Annotated in this window: 17 protein-coding genes, 1 pseudogene and 1 riboswitch; of the genes and pseudogenes, 13 read left to right on the top strand and 5 right to left on the bottom strand. The window is 65.8% G+C overall.

The genetic code is table 11. The annotated features are described in order from the left end of the window. Window positions 1-16 precede the first annotated feature (16 nt). From dapF to E7V67_024920, 3 genes and pseudogenes are all read right to left on the bottom strand, one after another. A complete protein-coding gene (dapF, locus tag E7V67_024930) occupies window positions 17-880 on the bottom strand; it encodes a diaminopimelate epimerase (GenBank protein ID WUR12896.1) in 864 nt (287 codons plus the stop codon). Then, window positions 877-1,774, bottom strand: a pseudogene (locus tag E7V67_024925) (lipid A biosynthesis acyltransferase). Before E7V67_024925 ends, dapF begins: the two are co-directional and overlap by 4 nt. Continuing rightward, window positions 1,771-2,628, bottom strand: coding sequence for a lysophospholipid acyltransferase family protein (locus E7V67_024920; GenBank protein WUR12895.1), 858 nt, complete (start codon window positions 2,626-2,628; stop codon window positions 1,771-1,773). Before E7V67_024920 ends, E7V67_024925 begins: the two are co-directional and overlap by 4 nt. A 193-nt stretch (window positions 2,629-2,821) precedes the next feature. Here E7V67_024920 and metK point away from each other — a divergent pair, with 193 nt between their 5' ends. The 4 genes from metK (at window position 2,822) to metF (ending at window position 6,841) form a co-directional block, all read left to right on the top strand. Next, window positions 2,822-3,991: a methionine adenosyltransferase gene (gene metK / locus E7V67_024915; protein WUR12894.1), complete on the top strand. Its 1,170-nt coding sequence runs from the start codon at window positions 2,822-2,824 to the stop codon at window positions 3,989-3,991. A 94-nt stretch (window positions 3,992-4,085) separates the two neighbouring features. Beyond that, window positions 4,086-4,160: riboswitch (S-adenosyl-L-homocysteine riboswitch) on the top strand. 26 nt (window positions 4,161-4,186) lie between these two features. Beyond that, on the top strand, window positions 4,187-5,602 hold the full coding sequence (ahcY, locus tag E7V67_024910) for an adenosylhomocysteinase (GenBank protein WUR12893.1): 1,416 nt from the start codon (window positions 4,187-4,189) through the stop codon (window positions 5,600-5,602). Window positions 5,603-5,667: 65 nt separating this feature from the next. Further along, the gene (locus tag E7V67_024905) at window positions 5,668-6,018 is read left to right on the top strand and encodes a phage holin family protein (GenBank protein WUR12892.1); all 351 of its coding nucleotides are present in this window, start codon (window positions 5,668-5,670) and stop codon (window positions 6,016-6,018) included. Next, complete coding sequence (gene metF / locus E7V67_024900; GenBank protein ID WUR12891.1) at window positions 6,011-6,841, top strand: methylenetetrahydrofolate reductase [NAD(P)H]; 831 nt, start codon at window positions 6,011-6,013, stop codon at window positions 6,839-6,841. The genes E7V67_024905 and metF overlap by 8 nt, the downstream gene beginning before the upstream one ends. A 252-nt stretch (window positions 6,842-7,093) precedes the next feature. On the opposite strand, the gene E7V67_024895 is transcribed toward metF, so the two are convergent. Continuing rightward, a complete protein-coding gene (locus E7V67_024895; GenBank protein ID WUR12890.1) occupies window positions 7,094-7,672 on the bottom strand; it encodes a 5-formyltetrahydrofolate cyclo-ligase in 579 nt (192 codons plus the stop codon). A 79-nt stretch (window positions 7,673-7,751) separates the two neighbouring features. Between E7V67_024895 and E7V67_024890 the strand changes: the two genes are divergently transcribed. The 6 genes from E7V67_024890 to E7V67_024865 all read left to right on the top strand — a co-directional run bounded on the left by E7V67_024890 (window position 7,752) and on the right by E7V67_024865 (window position 13,904). Next, window positions 7,752-9,728: a transglycosylase SLT domain-containing protein gene (locus tag E7V67_024890; protein ID WUR12889.1), complete on the top strand. Its 1,977-nt coding sequence runs from the start codon at window positions 7,752-7,754 to the stop codon at window positions 9,726-9,728. A 40-nt stretch (window positions 9,729-9,768) separates the two neighbouring features. Further along, window positions 9,769-10,503 (top strand): glutathione S-transferase family protein, encoded by a 735-nt coding sequence (locus E7V67_024885; GenBank protein ID WUR12888.1) that lies wholly within the window; start codon window positions 9,769-9,771, stop codon window positions 10,501-10,503. Between the two features lie 6 nt (window positions 10,504-10,509). Next, entirely contained in the window at window positions 10,510-11,790 is a 1,281-nt protein-coding gene (locus tag E7V67_024880; GenBank protein WUR12887.1) for a multifunctional CCA addition/repair protein, read from the top strand. Continuing rightward, window positions 11,787-12,461 (top strand): GNAT family N-acetyltransferase, encoded by a 675-nt coding sequence (locus E7V67_024875; GenBank protein WUR12886.1) that lies wholly within the window; start codon window positions 11,787-11,789, stop codon window positions 12,459-12,461. Before E7V67_024880 ends, E7V67_024875 begins: the two co-directional genes overlap by 4 nt. A gap of 205 nt (window positions 12,462-12,666) precedes the next feature. Further along, complete coding sequence (locus tag E7V67_024870; GenBank protein WUR12885.1) at window positions 12,667-12,897, top strand: hypothetical protein; 231 nt, start codon at window positions 12,667-12,669, stop codon at window positions 12,895-12,897. Window positions 12,898-12,962: 65 nt separating this feature from the next. Continuing rightward, window positions 12,963-13,904 (top strand): hypothetical protein, encoded by a 942-nt coding sequence (locus E7V67_024865; protein WUR12884.1) that lies wholly within the window; start codon window positions 12,963-12,965, stop codon window positions 13,902-13,904. 9 nt (window positions 13,905-13,913) lie between these two features. Here the strand turns inward: E7V67_024865 and E7V67_024860 are convergent, their stop codons facing one another. Beyond that, on the bottom strand, window positions 13,914-14,435 hold the full coding sequence (locus E7V67_024860) for an Lrp/AsnC family transcriptional regulator (protein ID WUR12883.1): 522 nt from the start codon (window positions 14,433-14,435) through the stop codon (window positions 13,914-13,916). 127 nt (window positions 14,436-14,562) lie between these two features. Between E7V67_024860 and hppD the strand changes: the two genes are divergently transcribed. The 3 genes from hppD to E7V67_024845 all read left to right on the top strand — a co-directional run bounded on the left by hppD (window position 14,563) and on the right by E7V67_024845 (window position 20,995). Continuing rightward, window positions 14,563-15,693: a 4-hydroxyphenylpyruvate dioxygenase gene (hppD, locus tag E7V67_024855; protein WUR12882.1), complete on the top strand. Its 1,131-nt coding sequence runs from the start codon at window positions 14,563-14,565 to the stop codon at window positions 15,691-15,693. 147 nt (window positions 15,694-15,840) lie between these two features. Then, window positions 15,841-19,398: an indolepyruvate ferredoxin oxidoreductase family protein gene (locus E7V67_024850; GenBank protein WUR12881.1), complete on the top strand. Its 3,558-nt coding sequence runs from the start codon at window positions 15,841-15,843 to the stop codon at window positions 19,396-19,398. Between the two features lie 106 nt (window positions 19,399-19,504). Next, the gene (locus tag E7V67_024845; protein WUR12880.1) at window positions 19,505-20,995 is read left to right on the top strand and encodes a S41 family peptidase; all 1,491 of its coding nucleotides are present in this window, start codon (window positions 19,505-19,507) and stop codon (window positions 20,993-20,995) included. Window positions 20,996-21,094 lie beyond the last annotated feature (99 nt).

Raw genomic sequence — 21,094 nt, 5'->3', positions numbered from 1 at the left:
CCCCGGTGGTTCCGGGTTACAGCTCGATTTCGCCCTCGAACACCGTCACGGCCGGGCCCGTCAGGTAGACGGGCTGGCCTTCGCCGGCCCAGGCGATCGACAGTTGGCCGCCGCGCGCATCCACGCGCACCGGTGAATCCAGCAGGCCACGGCGGATGCCGGCCACGGCGGCCGCGCAGGCGCCCGTGCCGCAGGCCAGCGTCTCGCCGGCACCGCGTTCGAATACGCGCAGGCGGATATGCTGGCGGTCGAGCACCTGCATGAAACCGGCATTGACGCGTTTCGGGAAATGCGGATGCAGCTCGATCAGCGGCCCGGTCAGCTCGACAGGCGCGGTGTCCACATCGGTCACGACCTGCACCGCATGAGGATTACCCATCGACAGCACCGACACCAGCACGGTTTCCTTTTCGCCGGCCAGTTCCAGCACCAGCGGCCACAACGTGTCCTGGCCCTGCGGCTGACCTTGCAGGCCTTCCGTGTCGAACGGCACCAGGGCCGGCTCCAGCACAGGCGCGCCCATGTCCACGGTGACGCTGCCGTCTTCTTCCAGGCGCGGCGAAATAACGCCAGCCATCGTTTCGACGCAGATGCTGCGCCGGTCCGTCAGGCCTTTCTCGGCCACGAATTTCACAAAAGCGCGGGCGCCGTTGCCGCATTGTTCCACTTCGCCGCCATCGCTGTTGAAAATGCGATAGCGGAAATCGCAGCCGGGCTGCGCGGATTTTTCCACGACCAGCATCTGGTCGGCGCCGACACCGAAACGGCGGTCGGCCAGGGCTTGCCACTGGGCGGGCGAGAAGTCGATCTGCTGGTTGATGGCGTCGATGACCACGAAGTCGTTGCCCGCGCCATGCATCTTGGTGAATTTGAGTTTCATCGTTTATTCGAGTAGAAGGACGGTTCGCCGTTCGGCCGGGTTTTGAGAACGTTTATGGGTCCAGAAATACTCGGCCGGCGCCTCGCGCACGCGGTCCTCGATGAAGGCATTCATGCGGCGGGTGGCGGCCACCATGTCGGGCCCGGGGTAATTGTCCCACACCGGATAGAACTTGACGCGCCAGCCGCGATAACCCGGCAGGAAGGTGGCGATCACGGGCATCACCTGGGCGCCTGTCGTGGCGGCGATGCGGGCCGTGGCCGTCAGGGTGGCCGCGTCGATGCCGAAGAAGGGCACGAATTCCGCGTCCTTTTCGCCGAAGTCCATGTCCGGCAGCATGAAGTAGGGCAGGCGGTCGCGCAGCGCGCGCAGGATCGGCTTGATGCCGTCCTGGCGGGTGAACAGCTTGACCGGCTTGAAGCGGGCGCGGCCGGCGCGCAGCACGGCATCGAACGCGGCATTCTTCTGCTGCACGTACATCGACGAGGCCGATGCCTCCATCGCGATCGAGGCGCCTGCCACGTCCAGGCAGACGAAGTGCGGGCACAGCAGGATGGTCGGCTTTTCCGTCATCGCCGCGACCGGAATCTGGCCGGGCGGCATGCCCGCGCTGGTCTCGATGACGATCAGGCGGCGCAGCCGCGCTTCCGACGCCCACCACAGGATGGCGCGCTCGAACACGCTGCGCGAATACGCCTGGAAATGCTGCCGCGCCAAGGTGCGGCGCTCGGCTTCCGACAGTTCGGGCAGGCACAGGCGCAGGTTCGTCAGCGCGATCTCGCGGCGCGGGCCCATGATGACGAACAGCAGGCTGCCGACCAGGTCGCCGAACCGGCCCAGCACCGGCAAGGGCAGCCAGTGCAGCAACCACATGAATCCCAGCAGCAGTTTCATGCGGCCTCCTGCGTGGCGGCGGGGCCGGTGACGCCTTTCGGCACCTTGTAGCGGTTATAGCTCCAGTAATACTGGGCCGGGCAGCCGGCGATCAGCTGCTCCATGGCCGCGTTGATGGCGCGCGCCTGCTGGGCGCTGTCGCCGTCCAGCGAGCCCGTGAATGGCACGAAATGCAGCAGGAAGCCCTTGCCGCGCGGCAGGCGCTCGGCGTAGGTGAGGATGATCGGCGCGTCGCCGCCCAGCTTGGCCATCTTGGCCGGCAACGTCATCGTGTAGGCCGGGCGGCCGAAGAAGTCGGCCCATACGCCTTCGCCTTCCTGCGGCACCTGGTCGGGCAGGATGCCGACCGGCTTGCCCTGCTTGAGGAACTTGGCCAGCATGCGCACCCCGGACAGGTTGGCCGGGGCCAGGCGCAGGTTGCCGCGCGCGCGGGCCCCTTCCACCAGCGGCTTCATCGCTTCCTGCTTGGGGGGACGGTACATGACCATCAGCTCGGTGTCATGCGACACGCGCTGCGCGGTGATTTCGAAGCAGCCCAGGTGCGGCGTCAGGAATACGATGCCGCGGCCCGCGGCCAGCGTTTCCTCGACGATGCGGTAATCCTTGATGAACACGCGGCGGCCGATGCGCGCATCCGAGGCGCACCAGATGAAAGGCAGCTCGGCAATGGCTTTGCCGGACTCCGCCACAGCGGCGGGCAGCGCGCCGGCAAAACCCGCCCGCGTCATATTCTCGCGCATGCGCCGACGATACGAGGGGGAGATTAAATAGACTAGCCAACCCAGCATGCTGCCCAGGCAATGCAGCACGGGCAAGGGAAAGAACGAGAACAACCGGAATATTCGTAACAGCATTCAGACGTATCCTGGAACAACACTTTTGCGTTGCTCCACACAAAAATTTTTGAAGAAGCGTAAAATACCACGTAGTAGGAACCGCTGAGTTAACAGACAACTTGCGACGCGGTATAAAAATTTCGCTAAAGCGTCGCAAGCCGTCTCTGGTTGTTGCGACAAGCTTAACCATCAATCAGACTCAGGAGCTTGCATGTCTTCCAACGATTACCTCTTCACTTCCGAATCCGTTTCGGAAGGCCATCCCGACAAAGTCGCCGACCAGATTTCCGACGCGATCCTGGACGCCATCCTGGCCCAGGACCCGAAAGCGCGCGTCGCCGCCGAAACCCTGTGCAATACCGGCCTCGTCGTGCTGGCCGGCGAGATCACCACCCACGCCAACGTGGATTATATTCAGGTGGCGCGCGAGACCATCAAGCGCATCGGCTATGACAACACCGAGTACGGCATCGACTACAAGGGCTGCGCCGTGCTGGTCGCCTACGACAAGCAGTCGCCCGACATCGCCCAGGGCGTGGACGAAGGCGCCGGCCTGGACCTGGACCAGGGCGCCGGCGACCAGGGCCTGATGTTCGGCTATGCCTGCGACGAGACGCCGGAACTGATGCCGGCCGCAATTTACTACTCGCACCGCCTGGTCGAGCGCCAGTCGCAGCTGCGCAAGGACGGCCGCCTGCCATGGCTGCGTCCGGACGCCAAGTCCCAGGTCACGCTGCGCTACGTCGATGGCCGCCCGGTCGCCGTCGACACCGTCGTGCTGTCCACCCAGCACGCGCCGGAAATGCTGCACAAGCAGATCGAGGAAGCCGTCATCGAGGAAATCATCCGTCCGGTGCTGCCGAAGGAATGGCTGGCCAACACCAAGTTCCTGGTCAACCCGACCGGCCGCTTCGTCATCGGCGGTCCGCAGGGCGACTGCGGCCTGACCGGCCGCAAGATCATCGTCGACACCTACGGTGGCGCGGCCCCGCACGGCGGCGGCGCGTTCTCCGGCAAGGACCCGTCGAAGGTCGACCGTTCGGCCGCCTACGCGGCGCGCTACGTGGCCAAGAACATCGTCGCGGCCGGCCTGGCGCGCCAGTGCCAGGTGCAGGTGTCGTACGCGATCGGCGTGGCGCGTCCGATCAACATCACCGTCTACACGGAAGGCACGGGCGTAATCTCGGACGAGAAAATCGCCGAGCTGGTGCATGAGCACTTCGACCTGCGTCCGAAAGGCATCGTGCAGATGCTGGACCTGCTGCGCCCGATCTACCAGAAGACGGCGGCCTACGGCCACTTCGGCCGCGAAGAGCCGGAATTCAGCTGGGAACGCACCGACAAGGCCGCCGCGCTGCGCGCCTCCGCCGGCCTGTCGTAAAAGTTGCCCGAAAAATGGGGACGGACCCCATTTTTTAAGCAACACTCATAAAGACCGGAGCACCGTCTCCGGTTTTTTTGCGTTAAAATGCCCGTTCTCCGAGGAGCGTTGCGACGGACCCACTGCGGTCTGCCAGGCTCGGACACTTCTGCAACCGCGCTCACGTCAACTTTTTTCTAAACGAAAGGAGGCGTGATGAACGCCCAACTCAAAGACTCCCAGGATTACATCATCGCCGACATCGGCCTGGCCGCATGGGGCGAAAAAGAGATCAAGATCGCCGAAACGGAAATGCCTGGCCTGATGGCCATCCGTGAGGAGTTCGCCGCCGCCCAGCCGCTGAAGGGCGCCCGCATCACCGGTTCGCTGCACATGACGATCCAGACCGCCGTGCTGATCCGCACGCTGGAGGCCCTGGGTGCCAAGGTCCGTTGGGCCTCCTGCAACATCTACTCGACGCAAGACCACGCCGCCGCCGCCATCGCCGCCGTCGGCACGCCGGTGTTTGCCGTCAAGGGCGAAACGCTGGACGAATACTGGGAATACACCCACCGCATCTTCGAATGGCCGGGCGAAGGCGTCTACTCGAACATGATCCTGGACGACGGTGGCGACGCTACGCTGTTGCTGCACCTGGGCGCGCGTGCCGAGAAGGACATCTCCGTGCTGGACAACCCGGGCTCGGAAGAAGAGATCTGCCTGTTCAATTCCATCAAGGCGCACCTGGCCAAGGATGCGACCTGGTACTCCAAGCGCCTGCCGGAAATCCTGGGCGTGACGGAAGAAACGACCACCGGCGTGCACCGCCTGTACCAGATGCACAAGGAAGGCAAGCTGGCCTTCCCGGCAATCAACGTCAACGACTCCGTGACGAAGTCGAAGTTCGACAACCTGTACGGCTGCCGCGAATCGCTGGTGGACGGCATCAAGCGCGCCACCGACGTCATGATCGCAGGCAAGATCGCCGTCATCGCCGGCTATGGCGACGTGGGCAAGGGCTCGGCGCAAGCGATGCGCGCGCTGTCCGCGCAAGTATGGGTCACGGAAATCGACCCGATCTGCGCGCTGCAGGCCGCGATGGAAGGCTACCGCGTCGTGACGATGGACTATGCCGCCGAACACGGCGACATTTTTGTTACCTGCACCGGCAACTACCACATCCTGACCGAACAGCACATGCTGAAGATGAAGGACCAGGCCATCGTCTGCAACATCGGCCACTTCGACAACGAGATCGACGTTGCCTCGCTGAAGAAATACCAGTGGGAAAACATCAAGCCGCAGGTCGACCACGTCATCTTCCCTGATGGCAAGCGCATCATCCTGCTGGCCGAAGGCCGCCTGGTCAACCTGGGCTGCGGCACGGGTCACCCGTCGTACGTGATGAGCTCGTCGTTCGCCAACCAGACGATCGCCCAGATCGAGCTGTTCGCCAACACGGACAAGTATCCGGTCGGCGTGTACACCCTGCCGAAGCACCTGGACGAGAAGGTGGCCCGCCTGCAGCTGAAGAAGCTGAACGCGCAGCTGACCACGCTGACGGAAGAGCAGGCGGCCTACATCAACGTCAAGGTCGAAGGCCCGTACAAGCCGGAACACTATCGCTACTGATCGGCGACCAAGGCCGGCGCAAGCCGGCTTTTTTTACATTTTCGCTTCCTGAAAGGCTTTTGTTCATGCGTCTGGTTCTGACCTGGTTCATCAATGCCGCGGCCCTCTTTGCAGTGCCTTACCTGATGCATTCCGTCGATGTCACGAGCATCGGCGCAGCTTTGCTTGCGGCGCTCGTTCTGGGCCTGGTGAATACGCTGATCCGCCCGCTGCTCCTGCTGTTGACCTTGCCCGTGACCGTGCTGTCGCTGGGCCTGTTCATCTTCCTCGTCAACGGTTTCCTGTTCTGGCTGGTGTCGCAATTCGTCAGTGGCTTCCAAGTGACGGGATTCTGGGGCGCGGTCGGCGGCGCATTGCTGTACAGCGTGATCTCCTGGGCCCTTTCCACATTGCTGTTGAAAGACGCCGATGACTGACCATAATTTTAGTATCGAGTTCTTTCCGCCGAAGACGGCGGAAGGCGCGGAAAAGCTGCGCGCCACGCGCGCCAAGCTGTCCGAGTTGCATCCGAAATATTTCTCCGTAACGTTCGGTGCTGGCGGCACCACCCAGCAGGGCACGCTGGACACCGTGCTGGAGATCATGGCCGCCGGTGAAGAAGCGGCGCCGCACCTGTCCTGCGTGGGCGGCACGCGCGAATCGATCCGCGCCATCCTGCAACAGTACCAGGCGCACGGCATCCGTCGCCTGGTGGCGCTGCGCGGCGACCTGCCGAGCGGCTATGGCGCGGCCGGCGAGTTCCGCTACGCCAGCGAGCTGGTGGAATTCATCCGCGCCGAAACCGGCGACTGGTTCCACATCGAAGTGGCCGCCTACCCCGAAGTGCACCCGCAGGCGAAGTCGCCGCAGGCCGACCTGGACGCCTTCGTGCGCAAGGTCAACGCCGGCGCCAACGCCGCCATCACGCAGTATTTTTATAACGCGGACGCATATTTCCAGTTCGTCGAGCAGGCCCACAAGGCCGGTGTCACGGTGCCGATCGTCGCGGGCATCATGCCGATCACCAACACGACGCAGCTGATGCGCTTTTCCGACATGTGCGGCGCGGAAATCCCGCGTTGGGTGCGGCTGAAGCTGTCCAGCTTTGGCGACGACACCGCATCGATCAAGGCCTTCGGCCTGGACGTGGTGACGGCGCTGTGCGAGCGCCTGCTGGCCGGCGGCGCGCCGGGCCTGCACTTCTACAGCATGAACCAGGTGGCGCCGACGACGGCGCTGTGGCAGCGGCTGGTGAAATAGCTCTCGCCGCGCGCCACACCCAACGGCAGCTGCCGGGGTCGGACCTGCCGGGTCCGACCCCAGGTTCCGGTCTTGGGTTGGCTCGTGCGCCAACGGCTGGCAGTCGTCCAATTCGCTTTCGGAAAAACAGTGACAGTCACCTAACTCCGCCAGCGGAAATAGGTGACTATCACCGTTTTTCGTGGCCAAACCCAACGGCAACTGCCGGGGTCGGACCCGCCGGGTCCGACCCCAGTTCCTGCTCTGGGGTATTTATTCCGCTTCGGTGATGATGCGGTCCAGCGGCACGTCGTGCCCGTCTTGGCCGAACTCGGCCGCCAGGCAGGAATAGGCGATGCCGATCGTTGCCGGACGCGGCAGTTGTTCCAGCGTGCGGTCGTAGAAGCCGCCGCCGTAGCCCAGCCGGTAGCCTTGCTTATTGAAACCCAGGCACGGCACCAGCAGTGCCGGCGGTACCGCTTCCAGGCGCTGGTGGGCGGGAACCGCGATGCCCATTGCGTCCTTGACCAGCGGTTCGCCGATCTGCCAGCTGGCAAAGGCCAGTGGGGCGTCCCGCTGCAGCACCACCGGCAGCAGCAGGCGCGCGCCCAGGCGTGCCAGCTCCGCGTAGGCCGGGTGCAGGTCCGGCTCGTCGCGCAGCGGCCAGTACACGCCCAGCGCGTCCACCCTTGCAGTCTGCCACCATGTCACGATATGGCGGCAGATGTCGGCATCCCACGCGGCCCGCGTCGGCGCGTCGATGTTGCGGCGCGCGGCCAGCAGCTGGCGCCGCAATGCCGCTTTGAATTCGGTGGTTGTCTGTGCGGTCGAGGGTGGTAGCGCGGCTGGCATGCGTGGTATTCTTGGATCGTTGGTCATATCGTTGGTTACAGGGTGCAGCGAGCGCTGCCCGAACTTTGAGAGTCGTAGATTGATTTCCCCGTCGAAATGGATAGCCGGCGCCCTGCTCGCGATAGGCTGCATCACCACCCCGCTGGCGAGCGCACAGGATAACAATGGCGACAGCCGCAAGGAAGACGATGCGTTCCTGCTGCTGCGCGATTCGGTCCGCCGCGACGATGCCGCCAAGGTCGAATTCTACGCGGCGCGCCTGAGCGACTATGCCATTCCCTCGTACGTCGACTATTATCGGATCAAATCGCACTTCCGCGATGCCTCCACCGCCGAGATCCTGGATTTCCTGCAGCGCTACGACGGCCAGGCCATCGCCGACCGCCTGCGCAACGACTGGCTGCTGGAGCTGGGCCGCAAGCGCGAATGGGCGCTGTTCGACCAGCAGTTGCCGCTGTTCGTGCTGAACGATGATACCCAGGTCAAGTGCTACGCGCTGCTGTCGCGTCTGACCAAGGGCCAGAACGTGGCCGCCGAGGCGCGCGCCCTGCTGATTTATCCACCGTACTACGGCGAAGCCTGCAACGCGCTGATCGCGTCGCTGGCCCAGACCGGCCAGTTCAACCAGGAGGACCTGTGGGCTCAGGTGCGGCTGGCTGGCGAGACCAATGCCACCGGCCCGGCGCGCCGCATCATCATGCTGCTGAACGGCTCGGACAAGAAGGTCGCGCAGGCCATCGACCTGCCTGCGATCGCGCTGGCGAAAGGCGCCGGCGACACGCGCGCCGACCACGAAGTCTTCCTGATCGCGCTGGGCCGCGCCGCGCGCACCAGCGTCAAGCTCTCCGTGCTGGCGCTGCAGAAGGCACTGCCCAAGCTGACGCCGCAGGAGCAGGCCATCGGCTGGGCCAATATCGCGCTGCCCGCTTCCTACGTGGTGGCGCCGGAAACGTCGGACTACTGGCGCCGCGCCAACGGCGCGCCGCTGTCGATCGACCAGCACCAGTGGCGCACCCGCTACGCGCTGCGCGAAGGGAACTGGAAGCTGGTGCGCGACCACATCGCGGCGATGCCGCCGTCGCTGCGAGAGGACCCGACCTGGGTGTACTGGCAGGCGCGCGCCGCTGCCGCGCTGGCCGGCGGCGGCTTGCCGGCCGAGGCGCAGTTCCTGTACCAGAGCATCGCCGAACGCCAGGATTACTATGGCCTGCTGGCCGCCGAGGAGCTGGGGCGTACGGTCTCGATCCCGCCGCCGGGCGCGCCCGTCACGCAGGCCGAGATCGCGGCCGTCGGCGCACGTCCCGGCTTCCAGCGTGCCCTGCGCTTCTTCAACATGCGTCTGCGCTTCGAAGGCACGCGCGAATGGAACTGGGAGCTGCGCCGCCTGAGCGACCGCGAGCTGATCGCCGCCGCCGAATTCGCGCGCCAGAACCACATCCTGGACCGCATGGTGTACACGTCCGAGCGCACCCGTGTGCAGGCCGACTACACGCACCGCTACCCGGCGCCGCACGACGAGATCATGCAGGCCAACACGCGCACGCTGGGCCTGGACCGGGCCTGGGTGTACGGCCTGATCCGCCAGGAATCGCGCTTCATCATGACGGCGCAGTCGAGCGCCGGGGCGTCCGGCCTGATGCAGGTGATGCCGTCCACGGGCCGCTGGGTGGCGCAGAAGATCGGCCTGACGAACTTCGTGCAGGACATGCTGACCGACGTGCGCACCAATATCCTGCTGGGCACGAACTACATGAACATGGTCCTGGGCAGCATGGACGGCTCGCAGGTGCTGGCCACGGCCGCCTACAACGCGGGTCCCGGCCGGCTGCGGTCGTGGCGCTCGGCGCTGACGAAACCGATGGATTCGACGATCTTCATCGAATCGATCCCGTACGCGGAAACGCGCACCTACGTGAAGAACGTCATGACCAACGCGACCTGGTACGCCGCCTTGTTCGAGGGCCGGCCGCAGTCGCTCAAGGCGCGCCTTGGCGTGGTCACGCCCAAGGGCTACAGCGAGCAGGAACAGCAGCAGACCACCTTCAGCAGCCGCTGATGCAGCGCGGCTGGCCGATTTTCCCACTTCGACCGCACCAATGCACACCATCGAACTCGACCCCACCCTGAGCCAGACCCTGGCCGCCGCGCGCGAGCCCGGCCTGACCCTCATCATCGGCAACAAGAACTATTCCTCGTGGTCGATGCGGCCCTGGGTCGCAATGACCGCGTTCGCAATCCCGTTCCATGAAGTGCGCGTGCTGCTGGACCAGCCGGACACCGCCAACAACATCGCCCGCTACAGCGCCAGCGGCCGCGTGCCGGTGCTGCTGGCCGGCGACATCACGATCTGGGACAGCCTGGCCATCTGCGAATACCTGGCCGAGCAGTTTCCCGACAAGCACCTGTGGCCGCAGGACGTGGCGGCACGCGCGCTGGCGCGCTCGGTCTGCGCCGAGATGCATGCGGGCTTCGCCAGCCTGCGCACGACGATGCCGATGAACGTGCGCGCCCACCTGCCGGGCAAGGGCCGCACGCCGGATACCCAGGCGGACATCGGCCGCATCAGCGAGATCTGGGAGGAGTGCCTGTCCCGCTTCGGTCACAACGGCTTCCTGTTCGGCGACTTCTCGATCGCGGACGCGTTCTTCGCCCCGGTCGTGACGCGCTTCCAGACCTATGGCGTGGTGCTGCCGCCGGCACTGTCGGCCTACTGCGAACGCATGCGCAACCACCCGGCCGTGGCGCGCTGGATCGAGGAGGCGCTGGCCGAGACCGAGGTCGCCGGCAAGCACGAAGACGAAACGCCGGGCGACGAAACGCACGACGAGTAAGCAGCGATGAAAACCTATATCGTGGGCGGTGCCGTGCGCGACGAGCTGCTGGGATTGCCCGTCAAGGACCGCGACCACGTGGTCGTCGGCGCCACGCCCGAGGACATGCTGCGCCAGGGCTTCCGCCCCGTCGGCAAAGACTTCCCCGTGTTCCTGCATCCCGACACGCAGGAGGAATACGCGCTGGCGCGCACCGAGCGCAAGACGGCGCCGGGCTACAAGGGCTTCGTGTTCCACACCTCCCCGGACGTGACGCTGGAGGAAGACCTGGTGCGGCGCGACCTGACCATCAATGCGATCGCCCGGGCCGAGGATGGCACCTTGTCCGACCCGTTCGGCGGCCAGCGCGACATCCAGGCCAAGGTGTTCCGCCACGTCTCGGAAGCGTTCGCGGAAGACCCGGTGCGCATCCTGCGCCTGGCACGCTTTGCCGCGCGCTTCACCGACTTCACGGTGGCGCCGGAGACCAATGCGCTGATGCGCACGATGGTGGAGGCCGGCGAGGTGGATGCGCTGGTGCCGGAACGCGTGTGGCAGGAGCTGTCGCGCGGCCTGATGGAGGCGCGGCCTTCGCGCATGCTGCAGGTGCTGCGCGGCTGCGGCGCGCTGGCGCGCATCGTGCCCGAGCTGGACCGCCTGTGGGGCGTGCCGCAGCCGGAACGCTGGCATCCGGAGGTGGACACGGGCATCCACATGGAGCAGGTGGTCGACTACGCCGCCGCCCGGGGCCATGAGCTGCCGGTACGCTTCGCCGCGCTGCTGCACGACCTGGGCAAGGGCGTCACGCCGGCCGACCAGTGGCCGGCGCATCACGGGCACGAGGGCCTGGGCGTCCAGCTGGTCAAGGACGTCTGTGCGCGCCTGAAAGTGCCGACCGATTGCCGCGATCTCGCCATCATGACGGCGCGCGAGCACGGCAACGTGGCGCGCGCGCAGGAACTGCGCTGCCGCACCATCGTTACGCTGCTCGAGCGTTGCGACGGTTTCCGCAAGCCGGCCCGCTTCACGCAGCTGCTGCTGGCGTGCGAATGCGACGCGCGCGGCCGTGTCGGCGCCACGGCCAGCTTCGCCGACCGGCCATTCCCGCAGCGCGCCTATCTGGAGACGGCGCTGGCCGCCGCCCGGGCGGTGGATGCCGGTGCCATCGCGCAGGGGCTGTCCGAGCGGCCGGACCGGATCCCGGAGATGGTACGCAACGCGCGCGTGCGCGCCGTGCGCGAGGCGCTGCGGCAGGACGACGGGGCCGATGACGACGCGGCGATGGCGGCCGGCGAGAGCGCGACATGACGCGCCTGAACCTGTTCCGCAACCCGCTCGAGCGCTGGTTCAACAAGGGGCGCGAGACCATCCCGGTGAAGGCGCTGGGCGAGCGCGACCGGCGCCGCATGCTGCGCCATTTCCTGTCGCTGGAGCGCTCCGACCGCATCCTGCGCTTCGGTTCCTACATGGGCGACGAGCAGGTCACGAAGTACGTCGAGGGCATCGACTTCCAGCGCGACATGGTGTTCGGCGTCTACAACCGGGTGTTCCGGCTGGCGGCCGTCGGTCACCTGGCCTTCGCGCCGCGCCAGGCCGGCAGCGAGGGCAAGACGGAGAAGGACCGGGTGGCGGAGTTCGGCGTGTCGGTGCTGAAGTCGGCGCGCGGGCTTGGCATCGGCTCCAAGCTGTTCGAGCGGGCCGCCATCGTGTGCCGCAACCACGACGTGGACGTGCTGTACATGCACTGCCTGTCGTCGAACCAGACCATGATGCACATCGCCAAGAAGGCCGGGATGGAAATCCAGCGCGACTACGGCGAGGCGGATGCCTACCTGAAGCTGGGGCCCGCCAATCCGGCCAGCGTGCTGCAGGAGGCGATGCAGGAGCAGCTGGCCACGCTGGACTACGCCCTGAAGGCCAACGTGCGGCGCGCCACCAAGCTGTGGGGCAAGCTGCCGCGGCGCACGCCAAAAGAATAATCCGGCACTGTCCCGGATTGGGCTGACACAAGCACGAGCGCAACTGTCGCGTTACAACCCGCGACGTTTGCATCAAACAGCCTCGACAACGTCACGACATCTCGCCGACAGACAGCGCCGCGCCGCCGGCGCACCATGACGTTGCAGACCTGGAAGCGGTACGCCGTACCCCCGGGATGCAAACCGAAACCGATAGGGAGATGTCATGAAATTAGGCGAAAAATTCGATGAAAAACAGATGAAAACCGACGGCAAGCCGGTCGTGCTGATGATGCAGCCGCAGGGCTACATCGAGGTGCGCGGGCCGGAAGAGCTGCGTCAATGGGAAGAGAATGCGCGCACCCTGACGGGCGTGGCGATCGGCGCACCGCAGGGCCTGCGCGCCGCCACGACGTGCAGCTACGGTTGCGCCGACGATTGCGGCGTCATGGCGTAACGCGCCGGCCGCATTTTCTCCACCGCGTAGCGCCACGGCGCTACGCTCCCCGAAGGTCTGCACCCATGATACTGATCGTGACGGGCAAGGACGACTTGCATGCGCTGATGGTCCAGCGCGAACTGCACGCGCGCGGCCAGCCGTGCGCCCTGTTCGAAACCGACCTGATCGCCCATTCCCCCGCCATATCGTGGCGGTTCGACACAGGCCGCGCGCGGGTCAGCCTGCGCTGCCGCGAGGGCGATCCCATCGACCTGGCCGACGTCGGCGCCATCTGGTGGCGCCGCCCCCAGCCGAAGCAGCAGCTGAACGTGGCCACGCCAGGCGAGCACGGGGCGCTGATCGACGTCGAGTGTCGCGGCACGATGATGGGGATGTTCTCCGCCGGCTTCGATGGTGCGTGGGTGTCGTCGCCGGCCGCCACGGTGCGCGCCGCCGACAAGTTCCTGCAATTGGCTGTCGCCAGCCGGCACGGCTTCCGCGTGCCGCGCACCGTCGTCACGCAGCGCCGCCAGGACGTGCTGGAGCTGTACCGCGCGGTGAATGGCAGAGTCATCGTCAAGCCCGTGGTCGGGGTGTCGGAGCCGCTGCTGTTCACGCGCTTCCTGGACGATCCGGCCGGCATCGACGAGGCGTCGTTTGCGGCCTGTCCCGCCGTCTACCAGGAATACATTCCCGGCTGCCGCCATATCCGGCTCAACTGTTTTGGCGAACGTTCATGGGCCGCGGCGATCGATACCGATGCGCTGGACTGGCGCGCCGACCTGTCGGTGCCCGTCACTGCGTGGGACGTGCCGGCGGCGTTGCACGCGCAGGTCAGGCAGGTGCTCGACGCGCTGGACCTGAAGATGGGCGTGGTCGACCTGAAACAGGACCCCAACGGTGAATTCGTCTGGCTCGAGGTCAACCCGCAGGGCCAGTTCCTGTTCCTCGAGCCGTTGACGGGAATGCCGATGACGCGCCATTTCGCCGACTTCCTCGTGGCGGCCAGCGCAGCGCGGCACTGATACGCGGCCTTACACCAGCGGCAGCGCCGTCGTGTCCTTGATGCGCTGCAGCGCAAAGCTCGACTTCACGTCCAGCACGGATGGGTGGCGCAGCAAGGTCGCCATCATGAAGCGCGAGAAGTGGTCCATGTCTTCCACGTGCACGCGCAGCAGGTAGTCCATCTCGCCCGTCATCGCATAGCAGGCCACCACTTCCGGCCACTGCTCGACGGCGACGGCGAAGTCCTCGCGCGGCGAGGCCGTGCCGGGCAGGGCGCCCAGCGCGCGGGCATTGCTGTGCGCGGCCGCGTCGCTGTGCTTTTCCAGCCGTACGTTGACGTAGGCCAGCAGGCCCAGGCCGATCTTGTCCGGGTCCAGCAGCGCGACGTACTGGCGGATGACGCCTTCCTCTTCCAGGCGCTTGATGCGGCGCAGGCACGGCGACGGCGACAGGCTGACCTGCTCGGCCACGTCCTGGTTGGACAGGCGGCCGTCGGCCTGCAAGATGCCGAGGATTTTGCGGTCGGTTTTGTCGAGCGCGATCTTGGTCATAAATCCCTCTTTGGATGTTTGTTATCGCAATATTATTGCTCAAAAGGCCTATTCTTGGGAATTGTTTGCAATTTAATTCTTTCAAACGAGGTCTATACTGTGCGTCATTCTGATATAGGAGACGCACATGCAATTCACGCCCTGGGACAACCCGATGGGGACCGACGGTTTCGAATTCGTCGAGTTCGCCGCACCCGATCCGAAGGAACTCGGCGCGCTGTTCGAGAAAATGGGTTTCACGGCCATCGCCCGTCACCGCACCAAGGATGTCACCCTGTACCGCCAGGGCGAGATCAACTTCATCATCAATGCCGAGCAGGATTCGTTCGCGCAGCGTTTCGCGCGCCAGCACGGTCCCTCGGTGTGCGCGATCGCGATCCGCGTCGACGATGCCGCCTACGTCTACAAGAAGGCGCTGGAAATGGGCGCCTGGGGCTTCGACAACAAGACCGGCCCGATGGAACTGAACATCCCGGCGATCAAGGGCGTGGGCGACTCGCTGCTGTACTTGGTCGACCGCTGGCGCGGCAAGAACGCCGACAAGGGCGTGACCCCGGGCAGCATCGGCGACATCAGCATCTATGACGCCGACTTCGTCGCGATCCCGGGTGTCGATCCCAACCCGGTCGGCAACGGCCTGACCTATATCGATCACCTGACGCACAACGTCTACCGCGGCCGCATGGGCGAGTGGGCCGGCTTCTACGAGCGCCTGTTCAACTTCCGCGAAATCCGCTACTTCGACATCGAAGGTCGCCTGACGGGCCTGAAGTCGAAGGCGATGACGTCGCCGTGCGGCAAGATCCGCATCCCGATCAACGAATCGTCCGACGACAAATCGCAGATCGCCGAGTACCTGAACGAATACCACGGCGAAGGCATCCAGCACATCGCGCTGGGTACGGACGACATCTACACGTCGATCCAGCGCATGCGCGACACCGGCATCGCGTTCCAGGATACGATCGAGACGTACTACGAGCTGGTCAACCGCCGCCTGCCGAGCCACGGCGAGAACCTGGAAGAGCTGCGCCGCCTGCGCATCCTGATCGACGGCCAGGCCGACAGCGAAAACAAGCGCGAACTGCTGCTGCAGATCTTCACGCAGAACGTGATCGGCCCGATCTTCTTCGAGATCATCCAGCGCAAGGGCGACCAGGGCTTCGGCGAGGGCAATTTCCGCGCGCTGTTCGAGTCCATTGAACTCGACCAGATTCGTCGCGGTGTACTGGAAGATCCGTCGAAGACGGCCGCATGAGATAAACCCAGAAGCAACTGCCGGGGTCAGACCCGGCGGATCTGACCCCAGTTTTTGGTCTTGGGTTAGAAAAAAACAAGCCGGCAGCCCCTCGTCAGAAGGGGCGCCGGCTTTGGCACTTTGAAGAAAATATTGGAGACAAACCCCATGAACGCACCTCACAAGGGTACGGAGCTAGGCGCGCCCGCACACGACATCACCCTGGACGACAAGTGGACGCTCGAACGCGGCCGCGCCTTCATGACCGGCACGCAGGCGCTGATCCGCCTGCCGATGATGCAGCGCGAACGCGACCTCAAGGCCGGCCTGAACACCGCGGGTTACATCACCGGCTACCGCGGGTCCCCCGTGACCAGCGTCGACATGACGGCGATGAAGGCGAAGAAACACCTCGATGCCCATCACGTCAAGTTCCACCCGGGGATGAACGAAGACCTCGCGGCCACCGCCGTCTGGGGCACCCAGCAAACGAATCTGTTCCAGGACGCGAAGTACGACGGCGTCTTCTCCATGTGGTACGGCAAAGGCCCCGGCGTGGACCGCTGCGGCGACGTGTTCAAGCACGCCAACAACGCCGGCTCGGCCAAGCACGGCGGCGTGCTGGTGCTGGCCGGCGACGACCATGCGGCCAAATCCTCCTCCACCGCGCACCAGTCCGACCACATCCTGGCCGCCTGCGGCATCCCGGTGCTGTACCCGTCCTCCGTGCAGGAATACATCGACTATGGCCTGCACGGCTGGGCGATGAGTCGCTACACGGGCCTGTGGGTGGCGATGAAGTGCGTGACCGACATCATCGAGTCCGGCGCCGTCGTCGACTTCGACCCGGACCGCGTGCAGATCGCCATGCCGGACGACTTCGAGCTGCCACCCGGTGGCCTGAACATCCGCTGGCCCGATGCGGTGCTGGACCAGGAAGTGCGGATGAACAGCTATAAATGGTATGCCGCGCTGGCGTATGCGCGGGCCAACAAGCTCAACAAGATCATCTGGGACAGCCCGAAGCCGAAGATCGGCATCATCACGGCCGGCAAATCGTACCTGGACACGCGCCAGGCGCTGGCCGACCTGGGCATCGACGAGCAGGCAGCCGCCGACATCGGCATCCGCCTGTACAAGATCGGCATGACCTGGCCGCTGGAAGCGGACGGGGTGCATGAATTCGCGCGCGGCCTGGACGAGATCATCGTCGTCGAGGAAAAGCGCCAGATCCTCGAATATGCGCTGAAGGAAGAGCTGTACAACCTGCCGGACGGCGAGCGTCCGCGCGTGGTCGGCAAGTTCGACGACACCGGCGAATGGTCGAACAAGCACCGCTCGGGTCACGGCGACTGGCTGCTGCCGGCCACGTATGAGCTGAACCCGGCGCAGATCGCCCGCGCGATCGCCAGCCGCATCTCGCACTACTGCGACGGCCATCCGGTGGCGGCGCGCGTCAAGGAGCGCATCGCCTACCTGGAAGCGAAGGAACTGGTGCTGAAAACGGTACCGGCCAAGCCGAACCCGCAGACCGACCGCACGCCGTTCTTCTGCTCCGGCTGCCCGCACAACACGTCGACCAAGGTGCCGGAAGGTTCGCGCGCGCTGGCCGGCATCGGCTGTCACTACATGGTGCTGTGGATGGACCGCGAGACGTCCACCTTCACGCACATGGGCGCGGAGGGCGTCACCTGGGTGGGGCAGGCGCCGTTCACCAACGAAAAGCACGTCTTCACCAACCTGGGCGACGGCACCTACTTCCACTCCGGCATCCTGGCGATTCGCGCGGCGGTGGCGGCCAAGGTCAACATCACCTACAAGATCCTGTACAACGACGCCGTCGCGATGACGGGCGGCCAGAACGTCGACGGTCCGCTCGACCCGGGCATGATCTCGCGCCAGATCGCGGCCGAAGGCGTCACGCCGATCATCGTCGTCACCGACGATCCGGACAAATACCCGGACGATTACGCCTGGGCGCCCGGGGTCACGGTGCGCCACCGCTCCGAGCTGATGGACGTGCAGAAGGAACTGCGCGACAAGCCCGGCGTGTCGGCCATGATCTACGACCAGACCTGCGCCTCCGAGAAGCGCCGCCGCCGCAAGCGCAACGAGTTCCCGGACCCGGCCAAGCGCGCCGTGATCAACGAGGCCGTGTGCGAGGGCTGCGGCGACTGCTCGGTGCAGTCGAACTGCCTGTCGGTGGAGCCGCTGGAAACGGAGCTGGGGCGCAAGCGCCAGATCAACCAGTCCAGCTGCAACAAGGACTACTCGTGCGTGTCCGGCTTCTGCCCCAGCTTCGTCACCGTCGAGGGCGGCCAGCTGAAGAAGCCGAAGAAGGCCGCCGCCGGCAGCAATGCCGAGGTGCCGGCGCTGCCCGCGCCGGCCTTGCCATCCACCGCCACGCCATACGGCATCCTCGTCACCGGCATCGGCGGCACCGGCGTTGTCACCGTCGGCCAGATCCTGGCGATGGCCGCGCACGTGGAAGGCAAGGGTGCCGTCGTGCTGGACATGAGCGGGCTGGCGCAGAAGGGCGGCCCGGTCATGTCGCACGTGCGCCTGGCGGACAACCAGGGCGACCTGCATTCCACCCGCGTCGGCACCGGCAGCGCCGACCTGGTGATCGGCTGCGACCAGATCGTCACGGCCAGCCGCGACGCGCTGTCGCGCATGGGCGAGGGCCGCACCTGGGCCGCGATCAACTCGACGGGCGCCACCACCGCCGCTTTCGTCAAGAACCCGGACTGGCAGTTCCCGGGCGAGTCGTCGCAGGGCGAGATCCTGCGCGCCTGCGGTACCGACCGGGTCGAGTTCGTCGATGCCGGCCGCATCGCCACGGCCCTGATGGGCGACTCGATCGCGACGAACATGTTCATGCTGGGCTACTCGTTCCAGAAGGGCCATGTACCGCTGTCGGAAGCGGCGCTGATGAAGGCGATCGAACTGAATGGCGTGTCGGTCGGCTTCAACAAGGCCGCGTTCAACTGGGGCCGCTACGCCGCCGTGGACCTGGCCGCCGTGACGAAGATGACGGCTCCGGCCCAGGTGATCGAGTTCAAGCGCAGCCAGACGCTGGACGAAATCGTCACGCGCCGCATCGAGCTGCTGACGGCCTACCAGAACGCCGGCTATGCGCAGCAGTACCGCGAGTTCGTCGAGACGGTGCGCGCGGCCGAAAGCCGCCTCAATCCGAAGCAGCTGAAGCTGACGGAGGCGGTGGCCCGTTACCTGTACAAGCTGATGGCGTACAAGGACGAATACGAAGTGGCGCGCCTGCACACCGACCCTGCCTTCCGCCAGAAGATCGAGGGCATGTTCGAAGGCGACTACAAGGTGAAGTTCCACCTGGCGCCGCCGCTTTTGGCCAAGCACGACAAGGATGGCCACCTGGTCAAGCAGGAGTTCGGACCGTGGATGCTGCAGGCGTTCAAGGTGCTGGCCAAGCTGAAAGGCCTGCGCGGCACGGCGCTCGACATATTCGGCTACACGGCCGAGCGCAAGATGGAGCGCGCGCTGATCACGGCGTACCGCGACACCATCGCCGGCCTGCTGCCGCGACTGACCGTGGACAACCTGGCGACGGCCGTCGCGATCGCGCGGATTCCGGAGGACATCCGCGGCTATGGCCACGTCAAGGAACGTCACCTGAAGGCGGCCAAGCAGAAGGAAGCGGCACTGCTGGCGAGCTTCAACGCGCCGGCGGCGGCCCCACACGCGGCCTGAGGGAAGGGATGGATGGCGCGCGACGCCGCGGACAGGCACCGCTCTGCAGGCCTTCGACCTGGAGATCGGTGCCTGTCCGCAAGGGTTTGGCGTAGAATCACGTCCCATGAAGAACCTCTCCAGCGCCCTCGGCGCCGCCATGCTGGCGGCGCTGGCAGGTTGCGGCGGCGATGGCGCATCCCCGCTCACGCCTGTCGCCCCGATCGAGCCGCCGCCCGTCACTCCCGTTCCCCCTGTCACGCCACCCGTGCCACCCCGGCCCGAGCCGCCGGTCACGCCGCCAGCGCCGGAAATCCTGCAGTACATGGAGCGCTGCGCCGACGCGCCACCGGGCAGCCCGCGACCCGGCACCGTGGAAGACGAAAAACACTTCCTGCGCATCTGGCTGCGTGACACCTACCTCTGGTATCGCGAGTTGCCTGCGCTCGACATGGCCGCCTACGCGACCACGGTGGACTACTTCAACGCATTGAAGACGCCATTACTGACCGCGTCCGGGAAGCCGAAGGACCGGTTCCACTTCAGCTATACGAACGCCCGCTGGGCTGAATTGTCCGGTGGCGGCCAGACCGGCTATGGCATTACGTGGCTGCGCAGTACCGTCGACTCCCTGCGCGACTGGCGCATCGCGACCGTGGAACCGGGTTCGCCGGCGGCGCTGGCGGGGCTGCGGCGCGGCGACCGGTTGCTGACGGTGGAGGGCATGGATTTTGCCGCCACAACCGACGCCGCCGCGGTGGCCACGATGAACGCGGCACTGTTCCCCGTCGAGGCGGGCGAACGCCACCGCTTCGAGGTGCGCCAGGACGATGGCGGCAAGCTCGCCGTGGCGCTGGAATCGGCCAAGGTGGCCATCGCGCCCGTGCAGAACACCACCTTGCTGCAGACGGCGACGGGGCCGGTCGGCTACCTCACGTTCGGCAACCACGTGGCGCTGGCCGAGGCGCCGCTAGCGGCATCGTTCGCGCAGCTGCGCGACGCCGGCGTCAAGGACCTGGTGCTGGACCTGCGCTACAACGGCGGCGGCCTGCTCAGTATTGCCAACAAGGTCGCCTATATGATCGCCGGGCCGCAGGCCACGGCCGGCAAGACCTTCGAGCACACGCTCGTCAACGACAAGATGGAACCGAAGAAGCCCATTTTGTTCCCGACCGCTTCGACGCTGCCATCGCTCGGCCTGCGCCGTGTCTACATACTGGCCGGTCCGGGCACCTGCTCGGCCAGCGAGTCGATCGTCAACGGCCTGCGCGGCATCGACGTCGAGGTGCACCTGGTGGGCGGCCAAACCTGCGGCAAGCCGTATGCCTTCGTGCCGACGCCCAATTGCGGCCGCACCTATTTCGCCATCCAGTACCAGGGCGTCAACCACAAGGGCTTCGGCGACTACGCCGACGGTTTCGCGCCGACCTGCGCGGTGGCCGACGACCTGCGCCATCCGCTGGGCAGCATGGATGAGACGCTGCTGCGCACGGCGCTGCAGCTGCGCGCGGGCGGCACGTGCCCCGTTTCGGCGGCGGCCCGTGCTGGTGGTCGCGCGCTCGACCTGGTGCCGGTGCGCGAGCCGGCCAGCGAGATCGCGATCGACGACCGGCGCTGACGCCACGGTCGAGCAGCGCGGCAGGCGCATAAGCTAGCGCAAAACGATTCGTTCCGGATATGCCTGAAAGTTGGTATCGTGTTACTCCCACAAGGAAAA

The sequence above is a fragment of the [Empedobacter] haloabium genome (genome assembly GCA_008011715.2).
GTDB classification, from domain to species: domain Bacteria; phylum Pseudomonadota; class Gammaproteobacteria; order Burkholderiales; family Burkholderiaceae_D; genus Rugamonas; species Rugamonas haloabia.
This window is presented reverse-complemented; position numbering and strand designations above follow the sequence as displayed.